The organism is Janthinobacterium sp. PSPC3-1, assembly GCF_049896105.1.
In the GTDB taxonomy this organism is placed as follows: Bacteria; Pseudomonadota; Gammaproteobacteria; order Burkholderiales; family Burkholderiaceae_D; genus Janthinobacterium.
On the sequence record NZ_JAFCTQ010000066.1, the window covers coordinates 1 to 15,665 of the forward strand.

Annotated in this window: 12 protein-coding genes; 6 read left to right on the top strand and 6 right to left on the bottom strand. The window is 63.9% G+C overall.

Annotated features, from left to right (window positions below):
- Positions 1 to 212: 212 nt before the first annotated feature.
- Together ACP7B7_RS30730 and ACP7B7_RS30735 are read left to right on the top strand one after the other, a co-directional pair.
- A complete protein-coding gene (locus ACP7B7_RS30730) occupies positions 213 to 1,211 on the top strand; it encodes an LLM class flavin-dependent oxidoreductase (RefSeq protein WP_426079231.1) in 999 nt (332 codons plus the stop codon).
- A 143-nt stretch (positions 1,212 to 1,354) separates the two neighbouring features.
- On the top strand, positions 1,355 to 2,566 hold the full coding sequence (locus ACP7B7_RS30735; protein ID WP_426079232.1) for an MFS transporter: 1,212 nt from the start codon (positions 1,355 to 1,357) through the stop codon (positions 2,564 to 2,566).
- Positions 2,567 to 2,574: 8 nt separating this feature from the next.
- On the opposite strand, the gene ACP7B7_RS30740 is transcribed toward ACP7B7_RS30735, so the two are convergent.
- From ACP7B7_RS30740 to ACP7B7_RS30765, 6 genes are all read right to left on the bottom strand, one after another.
- A complete protein-coding gene (locus ACP7B7_RS30740; RefSeq protein WP_426079233.1) occupies positions 2,575 to 4,206 on the bottom strand; it encodes a M28 family peptidase in 1,632 nt (543 codons plus the stop codon).
- Between the two features lie 96 nt (positions 4,207 to 4,302).
- Entirely contained in the window at positions 4,303 to 5,139 is an 837-nt protein-coding gene (locus tag ACP7B7_RS30745) for an HDOD domain-containing protein (protein WP_426079234.1), read from the bottom strand.
- 70 nt (positions 5,140 to 5,209) lie between these two features.
- Positions 5,210 to 6,295: a BMP family ABC transporter substrate-binding protein gene (locus tag ACP7B7_RS30750; RefSeq protein WP_426079242.1), complete on the bottom strand. Its 1,086-nt coding sequence runs from the start codon at positions 6,293 to 6,295 to the stop codon at positions 5,210 to 5,212.
- Positions 6,296 to 6,325: 30 nt separating this feature from the next.
- A complete protein-coding gene (locus tag ACP7B7_RS30755) occupies positions 6,326 to 7,255 on the bottom strand; it encodes an ABC transporter permease (protein ID WP_426079235.1) in 930 nt (309 codons plus the stop codon).
- A complete protein-coding gene (locus ACP7B7_RS30760) occupies positions 7,255 to 8,340 on the bottom strand; it encodes an ABC transporter permease (protein ID WP_426079236.1) in 1,086 nt (361 codons plus the stop codon). Before ACP7B7_RS30760 ends, ACP7B7_RS30755 begins: the two co-directional genes overlap by 1 nt.
- Complete coding sequence (locus ACP7B7_RS30765) at positions 8,333 to 9,853, bottom strand: ABC transporter ATP-binding protein (protein ID WP_426079237.1); 1,521 nt, start codon at positions 9,851 to 9,853, stop codon at positions 8,333 to 8,335. The genes ACP7B7_RS30760 and ACP7B7_RS30765 overlap by 8 nt, the downstream gene beginning before the upstream one ends.
- 416 nt (positions 9,854 to 10,269) lie before the next feature.
- Between ACP7B7_RS30765 and ACP7B7_RS30770 the strand changes: the two genes are divergently transcribed.
- From ACP7B7_RS30770 to ACP7B7_RS30785, 4 genes are all read left to right on the top strand, one after another.
- The gene (locus ACP7B7_RS30770; RefSeq protein WP_426079238.1) at positions 10,270 to 11,139 is read left to right on the top strand and encodes an outer envelope protein; all 870 of its coding nucleotides are present in this window, start codon (positions 10,270 to 10,272) and stop codon (positions 11,137 to 11,139) included.
- Positions 11,140 to 11,217: 78 nt separating this feature from the next.
- The gene (gene tssF / locus ACP7B7_RS30775) at positions 11,218 to 13,047 is read left to right on the top strand and encodes a type VI secretion system baseplate subunit TssF (protein ID WP_426079239.1); all 1,830 of its coding nucleotides are present in this window, start codon (positions 11,218 to 11,220) and stop codon (positions 13,045 to 13,047) included.
- The gene (gene tssG, locus ACP7B7_RS30780; protein WP_426079240.1) at positions 13,011 to 14,051 is read left to right on the top strand and encodes a type VI secretion system baseplate subunit TssG; all 1,041 of its coding nucleotides are present in this window, start codon (positions 13,011 to 13,013) and stop codon (positions 14,049 to 14,051) included. Before tssF ends, tssG begins: the two co-directional genes overlap by 37 nt.
- Positions 14,052 to 14,135: 84 nt before the next feature.
- Positions 14,136 to 15,665, top strand: a 1,530-nt coding sequence (locus tag ACP7B7_RS30785; RefSeq protein WP_426079241.1) for a type VI secretion system Vgr family protein, incomplete at its 3' end; no start/stop codon positions are given.

The following is a 15,665-nucleotide window of genomic DNA, read 5'->3' on the forward strand; positions in this document are numbered from 1 at the left end:
TACCAACATCAGGCCACCGCCGCCACCTCCCGCTCAGATCGTCAACCCCGTCTTCCCCCATTCCCCGCGAAGAACCTTTTTTATGGTCCCGTACGCCAACAACAGAATCGTCTTATGATGGTCGCCTGCTGATGCTTGCCACAACCCTGCTGCCATCAGGGGATAGACAAATCATCCATTGTGATTTCCCAACCCGACCCGATATCTCTTTCATGATCCCATTTTCCATACTCGACCTGGCGCCGATTGCCGAAGGCAGCACCGCTTCCATTTCCTTCCAGAACACCCTGGATCTCGCCCAGCATGGCGAGCGCTGGGGCTACAACCGTTACTGGCTGGCGGAACACCACGGCATGCCCGGCATCGCCAGCGCCGCCACGGCGGTGGTGATCGCCCATGTGGCGGCTGGCACCAAGACCATCCGCGTCGGCGCCGGCGGCGTGATGCTGCCGAACCATTCTCCGCTGGTGATCGCCGAGCAGTTCGGTACCCTCGAAGCGCTGCATCCCGGGCGCATCGACCTGGGCCTGGGCCGCGCGCCCGGCTCCGACCAGACCACGGCGCGCGCCCTGCGGCGCGACCTGCAGTCCGACTCGGACCAGTTCCCGCAGGATGTGCTGGAGCTGATCGACTACATGTGCGACGAGCCGCGCCAGCGCGTGCTGGCCGTGCCCGGCAAGGGCTCCAATGTGCCGGTCTGGATCCTCGGTTCCAGCCTGTTCGGCGCGCAACTGGCGGCCCACCTGGGCTTGCCGTATGCGTTTGCATCGCATTTCGCGCCGCAGATGATGATGCAGGCCGTGGCCTATTACCGCGAACATTTCAAGCCGTCCAAGCAGCTGGCCAAGCCGTATGTGATGCTCGGCTATAACGTGTTTACCGCCGATACCGATGCCGAAGCGCAGGTGCGCGCCACCTCGATGCAGCAGGCCTTCGTGAACCTGCGCACCGGTCGTCCTTCGCGTTTGCAGCCGCCTGTGCCCGGCTACCTGGAACAGCTGGGTCCGCAGGAACGCGCCATGCTCGACTCGGTGCTGTCGTGCACCGCGATCGGCTCGCCCGCCACCGTGAAAGCCAAGATGGCCGCCTTTATCGCCGAGACGGGCGCCGACGAACTGATGATCACTTCGCAGATTTTCGACCACCAGCACCGCTTGCGCTCGTATGAAATCACGGCCCAGGTGCATGCGGAGCTGGCTACAGCAAAGTAACTTTTTCTCCCTGGTATATCCCCAACGTATACCCTTTTCCCGGCCGTCCGCATGGACCGCCGGGATTTTTTTGGTCTTGCTCGGCAAGAAAAATGCCGCACCGTTATGATGCTGATCCAAGCATGATTCGAAAGCCGCAACACATGTCATCGTCCCCTTCTCCCATCAACGCCAGCGCCCTGCTCACTTCCACCCGCATCCTGCTGTTCGCCCTGTCGGCCGGCGTGCTGGTGGCCAGCCTGTATTACGTGCAGCCCTTGACCTCGATGCTGGCCGCCTCGTTCGGCGTGGGCGTGACGCAAGCGGGCTATCTGGTGACCGCCACCCAGATCGGCTATGTGCTGGGCATCGTCTTCCTGGTGCCCTTGAGTGATGTCTTGAACCGGCGCAAACTCCTGAGCTGGATGTTGCTCGCCAAGATCGCGGCGCTGCTGCTGGCCGCCACCAGCCAGAACATCGTCGTGTTTGCGATCGCCAGCGTGCTGATGGGCATTACCGCCAGCGCCCTGATGGTGGTCACGGCGATGGTGGCCTCGTATGCACCCGACCACAGCCGGGGCCGCATGGTGGGCACCGTGATGACGGGCTTGTTGCTGGGTATCTTGCTGGCGCGCACCGTGTCGGGCACGGTGGCGCAGATCAGCGGCGGCTGGCGCACCGTCTACGTGCTGGCGGCCGTGGTGGTTGCCGCACTGCTGGTGATGCTGCGCCGCATCCTGCCCGACGAAGCGCCGCGCGGCAAGCTGCAGTACGGCAAACTGATGGCCTCGCTGCTGGAGATCATCCGCCAGGAACCGCTGTTGCGCCAGCGCGCCCTGTTCTCCGGCCTGGGCCTGGGCACTTTCAGCGTGTTCTGGACCGGCCTGACTTTTTTGCTCAGTGGTGCGCCGTATCACTATACCGAAATGCAGATCGGCCTGTTCGGCCTGGCCGGCGCCACCGGCGCGCTGGCCGCCAATACGGCCGGCCGCATGGCCGACCGCGGCTATGCGCGGCAAGTGACCTGGCTGCTGGCGGTGGCGTCGATCGCCGGCTGGGCCCTGATCGGCTTCGGCGCGCAATCGCTGACCTTGCTATTGATCGGCATCGTGCTGCTGGACATGGGCGTGATGGGCCTGCAAGTGACGCACCAGTCCATCATCTACAAACTGGCGCCACAGGCGCGCGCCAGGGTCACCACCGTGTTTATCGCGGCCGGTTTTATCGGCGCCTCGGCAGGCTCGGCGCTGGCCAGCGCCAGCTTTGCCGCCGGCGGCTGGCTGGCGCTGTGCGCGGTGGGCGGCGCGATGCCGCTGCTGATGTTGCTGGTGTGGAGCAAGTATCGGTATCAACAACGGCGGCTGGAACGGGCCTGATAAATGACCTACTCGCGCGCCTTGCCAAACGCATCGCCCGCCTTCCACGCCGGCATCTTCGCGCCGTTGGCCACGGCCTGCCCCAGGTTCAGGGTGAATTGCGCCTGCTGCGTCATGCCCGACAAATCCCAGCTGGCGTCGTACTCATCGGTCACCTGATGGTAGCGCGGGCCATACGCGGCGGCCTTGGCCCTGGATGCTTCCGGGTCCTTCACGTAGTCGCGTCCGCCATTGATGGAAAACGCCGGTACGCCGGCCTTGGCAAAGCTGAAGTGGTCGCTGCGAAAGTATCCACCGGCCAGATCGGGACGCGCCGCTGCGATCTGCAAGCCCATGGTTTTGGCTACCGTAGCGGCAATGCCGCCCAGCTCCGTGCGCTCGCTGCCCTGGGCGCCCATGTCGCGCGTGGCGCCGACGAAATTGAGGCTGTCCAGATTCAGCGCCGCGGCCGTCTTGTTCAAGGGCCACAGGGGATCGGCGGCATACGCGGCGCTGCCCAGCAAACCCTGCTCCTCGGCCGCCACCCACAGGAAAATCTGCGTGCGCTTGGCCGGCTTTTTCGCCGCTTCCTGCGCCATTGCCAGCAGGCCCGCCGTGCCCGAGGCATTGTCGACGGCGCCGTTGTAGATGATGTCGACGCCGGCTTTCACATCGCCCTGTTTGCCCAGGTGATCCCAGTGACCGCTGTAGATCACGGCTTCGTCTTTCAACTTTGCGTCCGTGCCCGGCACCATGCCTGCGATATTGAACTGCTCGACCTTGCGCACGGCGGACTTCATTTCGCCCGTCAATTTGACGTTCAGGGCGACGGCCTGGAAATCCTTGCTTTCGGCCCTGGCGCGCAGGGCGTCCAGGTCCTGGCCGCCGGCCGCGAACAGACGGCGCGCCGCGCCTTCCGTGATCCAGCCCTGCAGCGGCGTGCCGGCGGTGCGCTCCGCCAGCTGGAAACGCTCGCTGCCGCTCCAGCTGCTCTGCACCACGTTCCAGTCGTACGACGCCGACGGTTTCGTATGGATCAGCAGCACGCCGGCAGCGCCCTGGCGTTTGGCTTCCTCGAACTTGTAGGTCCAGCGGCCATAATAGGTCAGCGCCTTGCCGGCAAATCGGTTCGGCTCGGCTTCCGTGGGCTGCGGGTCGTTGACCATCACGACGATGATCTTGCCTTTCACATCGATAGCCTTGAAATCATTCCAGCCCTCTTCCGGCGCGGTCACGCCATAGCCTGCAAACACCAGCGGCGCGTCAAAGATGTGCTCGGCCACCGAGTCGCCCGTGGCCCAGACCCAGTCCGGGCCAAACGCCAGCGGCACGGCCTTGCCTTCGCTAGCCACGGCCTGCAGCGAGCTGTCCTGCGGCAGCGATTTCACGCCGGCAATCCGCACGCTCTGGCGAAAACTGTTGCCTCGCACCGGCTGCAAGCCGATCAACCGCGCCTGGCTTTCCAGGTAGGCCACCGTCAGGTCGGCGCCGCGCTGGCCGGTACCCCGGCCTTCGAGCAAGTCATCGGACAGGAAGGCCAGGTGGGCGCGCAGCGGCGCTTCCTGCACCACAGGCAAGTTGCTAGCGGCGTGAACGGGAAACGCCAGCGCCAGGCCAGTGGCGAGGCTGGTGGCGGCCAGCAATAAAAACAGTTTCTGCATGAGATCCTTCGGATAAGAGGACGAAAAAAAACCGGGCGGCGGATAGCCGCGCCGGCGATTGCATGTGATACAGGGAAAATATTACACCAGCAAAGACTACACAAGTAAAGCGGCCGCCAGCGATTCGATCTCTTCAGCCGATTCCTCGAGGATGGTGTGCAGGGTGCTGCCGCCGGTGCCGAAGTCGATCAGGGCCGCCGCGCGGCGCCGCTCGGCCACTTCCGGCGGATGCAAGGGCGAAGCGACGGGCGCCAGGTCGTTGGCCAGCACCAGGGTGGCGCCCAAGGTACGCGGCGGGAACGGGCCGCCGCCATGCCACAGGCCTTCCACCGCCTGCAACACCTGGTCCGGCACTTCGAGCTGGCGCAGCACGCCGCGGCCGATCAGCTTTTCGCCGTACTCGATCCAGTCTTCGGTATTGCTGTCGAGCAGGCCCGGATATTCCTCGGCGCGCGACAGCAGATAAAAGCCGCCCACCTCATGCACGATGGCGGCGAACATGGCGGTTTCCGGATCGACATGGGTGACCTTTTTGGCCAGCACCTGGGTCAAAGCGGCCACATGGGCCGTGTGTTCCCACAGCTTGGCCGTCTTGGCGCGCAGCTGCGGATCGGTAATCTGGCTGCCCAGCTGGCGCACGATGACGGAGGCCACCATCGATTTCAGGGTGGCAAAGCCCAGCCGCGAGACGGCCGCGCGCACATGGGCGATTTCATTGCCGGAACGGTTGTAGGCGGCCGAATTGGCCAGCGCCACCACGCGCGCCGACAGCAGCGGCTCGGCCATCACCATATGGGCGGCCGTTTCGATATGGCATTCGGGGTCGTCCAGCGCTTCCTGCAGTTTCAATGTCGCCTTGACGTTGGCGGGAAAGGTCAGCTCGCCCTTGCCCGCCTGGTGGGCGATGATCTTGAATACGTCGAGTCTGTCCATGTCTGTCTCCGGTACGGCCTGTGCGGCTCTGCTGCGTGGATCGTACCGGCAATACTACATGAAGTTGATATTACTTGCCGGAAACTTTCCCAGCCACGCCCTCGACAAAATAATCCATCTTCGACAGCGCCGCATCGTCCAGCACGCCCTTCTCCAGGCGCACCTTGCCATCGTTATCCTTGATCGGTCCGGTGAACGGATTGAGGGTGCCGGCCACCAGTTCTTTCTCGCGCGCAGCGACAAATTGTTTCACTTCGGCCGGCACGCTGTTGTTGATACCCTCCAGCTTGACCATGCCATCCTTGATGCCGCCCCAGGTGCTGCTGGTCTTCCAGGTGCCATCGATCACGGCCTGCGCCTGCTTCGTATAGTACGCGCCCCAGTGATGGGTGACGGCGGCCAGCTGCGCTTTCGGACCATATTTCTTCATGTCCGAATGGTAGGCGATCGCGTACTTGCCCTTCTCTTCGGCGGCCTGCACCACGGCGGTCGAGTCCGTGTGATGGGTGATCACGTCGGCACCCTGGCCGATCAGGGTGATGGCCGCATCGCGCTCCTTGCCCGGATCGAACCAGCTGTTGACCCACACCACCTTGACTTCCGCTTTCGGATCGACGCTGCGCATGCCGCGCGTAAACGCGTTCACGCCCTGCAGCACTTCCGGAATCGGAAACGCCGCCACGTAGCCGGCCACATGCGACTTGCTCATTTTCGCCGCCAGCACGCCGGCCAGGTAGCGGCCTTCATAGAAGCGCGCATTGGTATTGGCCACGTTGACGGCCGTCTTGTAGCCGGTCAGGTGGATGAACTTCACATTAGGAAATTGCTTGGCCACTTTCAAGGTCGGATTCATGTAGCCGAACGAGGTGGTGATGACCAGCTTGCTGCCGGTTTGCGCCAGGTCGCGGATGACCCGTTCCGCATCGGCGCTTTCCGGCACGTTTTCCACATACTTGGTGGTGATCTTGCTGCCCAGCGCCTTTTCCATTTCCTTGCGGGCGATATCGTGCTGGGTGGTCCAGCCGGCGTCGCCGATGGGGCTGATATATACAAAGCCCACGTTGAGTGGCGCAGCGGCCGGCGCGGCGGCGGCCATGGCGACGGCCGGCATCAGTACGACACCGCACAGTGCGGCACGCAGCATTTTATGGGTCATGATGGACATGGTTTTCCTTGTGGTGAGTGATTAATTACCTGGATTAAAGTTTTTTCCCAGCGAGGCCGGCATATTCAGCTTGATATAGTTGGCATTGCTCGATATCAGCACCAGCACCACGATCGCCGCCAGGTAGGGCAGCATCGACAGCAGCTGCGAGGCGATGGGTACGCCAATCGCCTGCGCATGGAAAGTCAGGATGGTGATGCCGCCAAACAGATAGGCGCCACCGACCACGCGCGCCGGGCGCCAGGTGGCAAAGGTGGTCAGCGCCAGGGCGATCCAGCCGCGCCCGGCCACCATGCCCTCGACCCACAGCGGGGTATACACCAGCGACAAAAAGGCGCCGGCCAGGCCGCAGCAGGCGCCGCCGAACAGCACGGCCGCCAGGCGGATGCGGCGTACCGGATAGCCCAGCGCATGGGCCGACGATGGCGACTCGCCCACCGCGCGCAGTACCAGGCCGGCGCGCGTGCGGTACAAGAACCAGGCGATGGCCGCGCACAGCAGCAGCGACAGATACACCATCGGATGCTGGCGGAACAGGGCCGGCCCGACGAAAGGGATATCTTCCAGCAACGGTATGCCGAAGCGGCCGTTCTGCAGGCTGTGGGCCACGTAGTTCAGGCCGATATAGGTCGAGGCGCCGGCGCCGAACAGCGACAGCGCCAGCCCCGTCGCATACTGGTTGGTGCCGAGCCAGACGGTCAGCCAGGCAAAAAATCCCGACAGCACCATGCTGGCCAGCGCACCGGCCAGGAAACCGAGAGTGGTGCTGCCCGTATTGACGGCCACGGCAAAGCCGGTAATGGCGGAGACCAGCATCATGCCTTCGGCGCCCAGGTTGACCACGCCCGCTTTTTCATTGACCAGCAAGCCGAGCGCGGCCAGCATCAGCGGCGTGCCGGCATTGATGCTGGCGGCGATCAACGGCGCCAGAGTAAGAGCCAGGTTGTCCATTATTTTCTCCAGCGCAGTTTGTATTGAATCAGCACATCGCAAGCGAGCAAGGCGAACAGCAAGATGCCCTGGAACACGCCTGTGATCGCACTGGGCAGGCCCAGGCGCGACTGCGCCAGTTCGCCGCCGATATAGAATAGCGCCATGACGAAGCTGGAAAAGATCACGCCCACCGGATGCAGGCGGCCGACAAAGGCGACGATAATGGCGGCAAAGCCATAGCCGGGCGACACGGTGGGCGTCAGCTGCCCCATCGGCCCCAGCACTTCGCACACGCCGGCCAGGCCGGACAAGGCCCCGCAGATCAGCAGCGACGACCACAGCGCCTTGCGCGAGGAAAAGCCCGCATAGCGCGCTGCGGCCGGCGCCATGCCGCCCACGCGCAGGCGGAAGCCGGAAATGCTTTTCGACAGGAACAGCCAGCCGCCCAGCGAGGCCAGCAAGGCGAACACGATGCCGATATGCAGGCGCGTGTCCGCCAGGATGGTCGGCAGCAGCAAGCCGTCGGACAATAACTTCGATTGCGGAAAGTTAAAACCTTCGGGGTCGCGCAGCACGCCATACACCAGGTAGCTGAGCAGCAATTGCGCGATATACACCAGCATCAAGGACACCAGGATTTCGCTGGCGTTGAAACGGTCGCGCAGCCAGGCCGTGATCGCCGCCCACGCCATGCCGCCGGCCATGCCGGCCAGCAGGGACATCGCGATAATGCCGGCGCCATGCATACCAACCCCGCCATCGCCCGTATCGAAATACAGCGCGGTCGCGCCGCCGCAGATGGCACCCAGGGTCAGCTGTCCTTCGGCGCCGATATTGTAGACATTGGCGCGAAAGCACATTGCCAGGCCGACCGCAATCAGCAGCAGCGGCGCGACCTTGATGCCCAGCTCGGACCAGCCATGCATGTCGCGCATCGGTTCGACAAAGAACACGGCCAGGCCCGCCAGCGGGTCCTTGCCCAGTACCGTGAACAGCAGCGCGCCGCACATGACGGTCAGCAACACCGCCAGCACCGGCGACAGCCACGACATCAGCCGCGACGGCGTCGGCCGTGCTTCCAGGTAAAAGGCCAGCTTAACCATGCGCCGCCTCCTGCGCCTGCGGCCACAAGCCGCTCATCCATTCCCCCACCAGGGTCACGCTGGCGTCTTTGACGGCCAGCGAAGGCGACAATTTCCCTTTCGCCATCACCAATAATCGGTCACTGATTTCAAACAATTCGTCCAGCTCCTCTGACACCACCAACAAGGCACAGCCGGCGTCGCGCAGCGCCAGCAGCTCGGCGCGAATCTGGGCGGCGGCGCCCACGTCCACGCCCCAGGTCGGCTGCGCCACCACCAGCACCGTGGGCTGGCGCAGCACTTCGCGTCCGACGATATATTTCTGCAGATTGCCACCCGACAGGCTGCGCGCCAGCGCCTGCGGCCCGCCCGCTTTCACCTGGAAGCGGGCGATAATCTCGCTTGCCCGTTGCACGATGGCGTGGCGGCGCAGGAAGCCGTGGCGTATCGTGGCCGGCGTCTGCAGGCTCAGCAGAATATTGTCGGCCAGCGACATGTCCGGCACGGCGCCCCTGCCCAGCCGTTCCTCCGGCACAAAGCCGAAACCGAGCGCACGGCGCTTGCCGGGCGACAGGCGTCCGGCCGCTACATTGCCCAGTTCGATGGCGCCGGGGACCGCGCGCGTATCCTCGCCCGACAGCGCGGCCAATAGCTCCTGCTGGCCATTGCCCGACACGCCGGCGATGCCGACGATCTCGCCCGCGCGCACCGTGAAACTGACATCGCGCAGTTCGGTGGCGAACGGATGGCTTTTGGGCAAATTCAAATTCTTCACGCTCAGCATGGCCGCACCCGGCGCGCTGGCCTGGCGCGTGACGGCCGGTGGTTCGGCGCCGATCATCATGCGCGACAGGCTGGCCGAAGTCTCCTGCGACGGATCGCAGACGCCGACGTTCTTGCCTGCGCGCACCACCGTGCAGGTGTGGCACAGCGCGCGGATTTCATCGAGTTTGTGGCTGATGTACAGAATGCTGCAGCCCTGCGCGGCCAGCAGGCGCAAGGTGTCGAACAGCTTTTCGACGGCAGCCGGGGTCAGCACGGAAGTGGGCTCGTCGAGGATCAGCAGCTGCGGCTTGGCCAGCAGCGCACGCACGATTTCCACGCGCTGGCATTCACCGACCGACAAGGTATGCACGTGGCGCTGCGGTTCCAGCTCCAGGCCATATGCGCGCGCGGTTTCCTCGATGCGCTGCGCCAGTGCCGAAAGATCCGTGTCGGCCGGCAAGCCGAGCGCGATGTTCTCCGTCACGGTCAAGGTGTCGAACAGCGAAAAATGCTGGAACACCATGGCGATGCCCAGTGCGCGGGCGGCCGACGGGTTGGCGATTTCGACCTCGCGGCCATTCCAGGCCATCTGGCCGCCATCGGGTTGTACGGCGCCGTAAATGATTTTCATCATGGTCGATTTGCCGGCGCCGTTTTCGCCGAGCACGGCATGGATCTGGCCCGGCTCGACGGTGAGATGGATGCCGTCGTTGGCCACCACGGACGGGTAGCGCTTGCTGATATTGATGAGTTCCAAACGTGCCGTCATCTGTATTTTCTGCCTGGTGCAGGCGCTTGCCCAACGTTGATCGGATAGCAGGCGCACCGCATCGCAGTGCGCCATTGCCATCTATCGTATCGGCATCCGCGCGCTTGATGTGGACCGGTTTGCGGGGGGAACTTGACGTTTCCACAAAAAAACAACACCCGTGCGCGTTTTTGAAAAAATATTGCCCCCTCTACCACAGCCCCGCGCCCCGGAGCGCCACGTTGGTGCGATGATTATATGCAAGAACCAATAGTCATTATCTCAATAATCCATATAGCCGGACGTGGCGGTTCTCGCATCATGGATTGAACGGAGCGCAAGTTGTCGACATTGCGCCGCATCGTATGCCTTACGCGTCCTGCTACCCGCTTTACCGAATAACGACCATTTTTCAACATCGCTACCAGGAGTTCAAATTGCCTAAATTTACATCGTGTCTGTTGCCGTGCCTGTGCCTCGCCGCCACCTTCGGACTGGGCGCCACCGCCCACGCCGCCGACTGGAGCGACACCGCGCTGAGCTGGCGCGCCGGCAATGATTACCGCGAGCCGTTCAATCCCGATGAAATCAAGAAAAACATCTTTGCCATCACCCATGCCAGCGGCTACAAGTACGGCAGCAACTTCGTCAACCTGGACTTCCTGATGTCCGACAGCAAGGACCCTGGCGCCCTGGGCAAGACTTCGGGCGCGCAGGAAGCCTACCTGGTCTACCGCAACACCATCGATATCGGCAAGGTGCGCGGCAGCGACATCAAGTTCGGCCCCGTGCGCGGCGTCGGCGTCACCCTGGGCTTCGACGTCAACACCAAGAACGATGTCGGCTACAACTCGCGCAAGCGCATGCTGGTGGCCGGCCCGACCCTGATGTGGGACGTGCCCGGCTTTTTCAACACCAGCCTGCTGCTGCTGCGTGAAAGCAATGCCCCCAGCGGCGCCTTCCCGCCGATCTCGCTGGTCACCGGTCGCTACACCTACAAAACCCACGCCATGCTGACGGGCGCCTGGGGCATTCCGCTGTCGCCGCTGTTCTCGTTCGAAGGTTTTTTCAACCTGATCGATTCCAAGGGCAAGGATGAAGTGGGCCGCGATACGGCGGTGGAAACGAATATCGACATGCAGGTGATGTTCGACGTGGGCGCGGCCATGGGCAACGCCAAGAACACCTTCCGCGTCGGCGTCGAGTACCAGTACTGGAAGAACAAGTTCGGCAACTCGGCCGCCACCACCGGCAACAAAGGACAGACGGCGAAGACGCCGATGGTACGCGCCGAGTACCATTTCTAAGCTGCATTGCCTTAAGTCAATATCGACGATCGCCTCTGATGCCAGCATGGAGCTTTCCAGCTGGCAAAGAAGGCGATCGTGGAACAGCTCCTGCCGTATTACGAACGCGAACTGGGCCTGTTTCGCCAGTACACGCGTGAATTTTCCAGCCGTTTTCCGCGGGCCGCCGGCCGCCTGCTGATCGCCGGCGACAGCTGCGAAGACCCGCATGTCGAACGGCTGATCCAGTCCTTTGCCCTGCTCACGGCGCGCATCGCCAAGCGCCTCGACGACGACTATCCGCAGTTCACCGAGTCCTTGCTGGAAACGCTGTACCCGCATTACTTGCGGCCGTTTCCCTCGTGCGCTATCGTCCGCATCGCCCAGGACGAAGCGCAAGCGGCAGGCCAGGTCGCCACCATCGCGCGCGGCACCGTGCTGCGCTCGCCGCCGGTGCAGGGCGTGGCCTGCAAATTCACCACCAGCCTTGACGTGACCATCGCGCCGCTGGCCATCACGCAGCTGCGTTTTTCAGCGATCATCGATGCGCCGCCCGGGCTGGTCCTGCAGGATGGCGCCAGCGCCCTGCTCAGCATCGTGTTTGCCAGCACCAGCGAACATTTTGATCTGCGGCAAACAAGCTTGCAGCAGCTGCGCGTGTTTGCCGATGGCGAAGCCTCCTTGCGCGCGGCCCTGCTCGACGCGCTGTTCCTGCGCGGCGCCGGTGCCTATGTGGCGCTGGACCAGCACGGCCCCTGGCTGGCGGTCGAGGGTGACGTCTTGCGGCCGGCCGGTTATACCGATCAGGAAGCCCTGATCCCGTGCTCGCCGCGCGCGCATCCGGCGCAGCGCCTGCTGACCGAGTATTTTGCGTTTCCCGACAAATTCCATTTTGTCGATATCGCCTGGCCGCTGCTGGCGGCACTGCTGCCCAAAAACACGCGCCAGTTCACCCTGCACTTGCCGCTCAAAAACCTGCGCAGCGACAGCCATGCGGCGCGCCTGCTGGCCGGCGTGCATGCCGGCAACCTGCTGCTCGGCTGCACGCCGGTGGTCAATCTGTTCGCCAAGCCGGGCGTGCCGATCCGCCTCACGCATACCGAAGCCGATGCGGCCCTGCTGGCCGACGCCACCCATGCCGGCAGCTATGATATCTACAGCATCGCCAGCGTCACCATGTTGCGCAAGGACGCGGCCGGCGAGCGGCTGAGCGCTTTCCTGCCATTGTATGACGCGCGTAGCGGCGACCTGGGCCACTACTGGCTGGCGCGGCGCGATGAGACCGTGGCGGCCGTCAGTCCCGGTCATGAAGTACGGCTGACCCTGATCGATCCGCAGTTTGCGGCTGAGTCAGCCGCGTTTGCCACCGTCTCGACCGAACTGTTGTGCAGCAACCGCGACCTGCCCAGCCGCTTGCTCTGTGGCTTGCCGGGCGGGGACCTGAAAGCCGAAGAAGTTCCTGACGGCATGCCGATCCGCTTCCTGCGCAAACCCACAGCCAGCCACCGCTTCGATACGGGCAACGGCGCGCACTGGCGCCTGATCGCGCATCTGTCCCTGAACTACTCGGCCCTGACGCAGGCGGGCCTGGCACCGTTCCAGAAAATGCTCAGCCTGTACGACCTGCCCCGCTCACCCGCCACGCAGCGGCTGATCGACGGCATCACCAGCCTGGAGCATGGCAGCACGCGCGACTGGATCGACACGCTGCCCTTCCCCACCCTGATGCCCGGCGTGGCGATACGCCTGGGGCTCGACGAGCAGGCCTTTGTCGGCAGCAGCCTGCATGTGTTTGCCCAAGTACTCCAGCGCTATTTCGCCATGAACAGCCAGCTCAACTGCTTCAGCCGCCTGTCGCTGGTGTCGCAGCGCAGTGGCGAGGAACTCGTCCGATGCCCGGCCCGCTACGCCGACAGCACGCCAGCCTGATCCAGCAATTGCTGGACGCGCCGCAGCGCTTCGACTGCTGCCAGGCGCTGCGCCTGCTGCTGGGCTGGCTGCACGCACACGGCGTGCCGCCCGACGACGCGCTGGCCAACCTGGTGCGCTTCGACAACAGCGTGTCGATGACGTTTCCAGCCGGCCAGATCGAATCGCTGTCGGCGGCCGGCCTGCATGACGCGCAACAGTTGCTGCAGGCGCTGCTGTCGAATGATGCGCCGAAGATCCATCTGACGCCCACCTTCATGGGTTTCCTGGGCATGCACGGCAGCCTGCCCAGCCATTATTCGGAGCGGATCGCCGGCGAACCCGATGCCGGTACGCGCGCCTTTCTCGACATCTTCTCCAGCCGCGCCGTGGCCCTGTTCTACCAGGCCTGGGAAAAATACCGGATCGAGCACGCCCCCGTGCACACCACCTTGCTGCCCTGCCTGCTGGCGCTGGCGGGCGCATCGCACGATGCCATCGGCGTGCCGGCCGACATCATCGGCCTGTACAGCGGCCTGCTGCAGCAAAACAATGTGTCGTCGCTGGTGATGGCGCGCATCCTCGGCGACCACTTCGGCGCGCCCTTCGAGATCGCGGAAAACACCGGGACGATGGAATTGCTGGCGCCGCGCGAACAGACGGCGCTCGGTGGCGCCAATGCGGTGCTGGGCCAGCGCGCCATGCTGGGTGAGCGCTGCCTTCGGCCAGAGCTGGCGTTGCGCCTGCGCATCGGTCCCTTGAGCGCGGCGCAGCACGCCGGTTTCCTGCCGGGCGCCGCCGCCAGCGTGCGGCTGCAAGCCATGCTCAGGCTGTTCGGCCAGCCGCTGTTGCACTACGACATCGTGTTGGTGCTGCGCGCCGATGCGGTGCATGGCGTGGCCTTGAGTGGCGCGCAGGCGGGCCTGGGCTGCGACAGCTTTCTCGGCCATTGCCAGCCCGGCAGGCATCGCGACGACATGCACTACCGCATGCACCTGATGGCCGCGCTGGATCTCGATGCATGACACTTGCGTCCGCTCAAAACGGCTGTGCTTGCCATTGCTACAGTCGGCGCTCCGGCCCCCACATCCGTACATCAAGAGGCAAGCATGAACCTGGTCCAGGACGCGGCTGAACGCCTGACAGCATTGCTCGGCGACATGCAGGGCGACCGCCTGCTGCGGCTGCATTTTCCGCAAGGCGACGCGCCAAACGGCGCCTTGCTGCTGGCCAATGCGCTCGACGCCAGCGAAAGCCTGTCGCGCGATTTTTCCTATGTGGTGGAAGTACTGTCCGATAACGCCTCCATCCCGCTGACTGCGCTGATGGGCAAGATGGTCAGCATCGAACTGGTGCGCGAAGACGGCAGCCTGCGCTACTTCAATGGCCATGTGTTCGAGTTCCGTTTCCTGCGCACCGACGGCGGCTTCGCCTTTTACGAGATGGTGCTGGAACCCTGGCTCAGCCATTTGCGCTTGCGCCACAACAACGTGGCCTTCCACGGCAAGACCGTGGCGGACCTGACGGAACTGGTCTTCAACGACTACCTGATGCGCGACTACAAGCTGGCCGCCAGCGGCCCCGACCCGCTCATTACGTATATCTGCCAGTACCGCGAAAGCGACCACAACCTGCTGCACCGCCACTGGGAGCAACTGGGCTGGCACTACCGCTATGAACACCGGCGCGACGGCCATACCCTGTGGCTGTCCGACGATACCACCAGCGGCCAGCCCATCGATGGCGAGATCAGCAGCATGCCTTTCCAGCACCAGGCCGGCAGCCTGGAAGACGATGGCGTGCACGACTGGAGTCCGGTGCGGCGCATGGCGCCGGGCAAGATGACGGTCGCCAGCTTCAACTTCAAGAACCCGCGCAGCGCCCGCGCCAGCGGCGACTCGCTGAACCGGCAAGGCGCCGTGCCGCAGCTGGAAGTGTATGAAAACACGGGCAGCTACGGCTTTAAAAATATCGACGATGGCGAACTGCTGGCCAGGCGGCGCATGGAAGAGATCGATGCCCAGGGCCAGTTGTACCAGGCGCAAGGCAACGACCGCACGGCCCAGCCCGGCCGCTGGTTCACTCTCAGCGGCCATTTCGATGGCGGCGCGGGCAAGGCGGCCACCGAATACCTGATCATTTCCGTACACCATCACGCCAGCAATAACTACCAGCAAGGCCGCAACGCCACCTCGCATTACAGCAACAGTTTTACCTGCCTGCCGCGCGACACGCCCTGGCGCCCGGGCCGCCATTTCCACAGCCACGAGGTGCGCATGGCCGGCGTGCAAACGGCCACTGTGGTCGGCCCGCCCGGCGAGGAGATCCATACCGACGGCTATGGCAGAGTCAAGGTGCAGTTCCACTGGGACCGCCTGGGCATTTTCGACGACAAGAGTTCGCCGTGGATACGGGTCGTCTCGAGCTGGGCCGGCGCCAACTTCGGCCACATCAGCCTGCCCCGGGTCGGCATGGAAGTGGTGGTGCAATTCCTGGACGGCAATGTCTCCATGCCCATCATCATCGGCTGCGTCTACAACGCCCGCAATATGCCACCCTGGAACCTGCCCGCCAACAAGACCCAGAGCGGCATGCTGAGCCGCTCATCGAAAAGCGGCACCACCTCGCACGCCAACGCG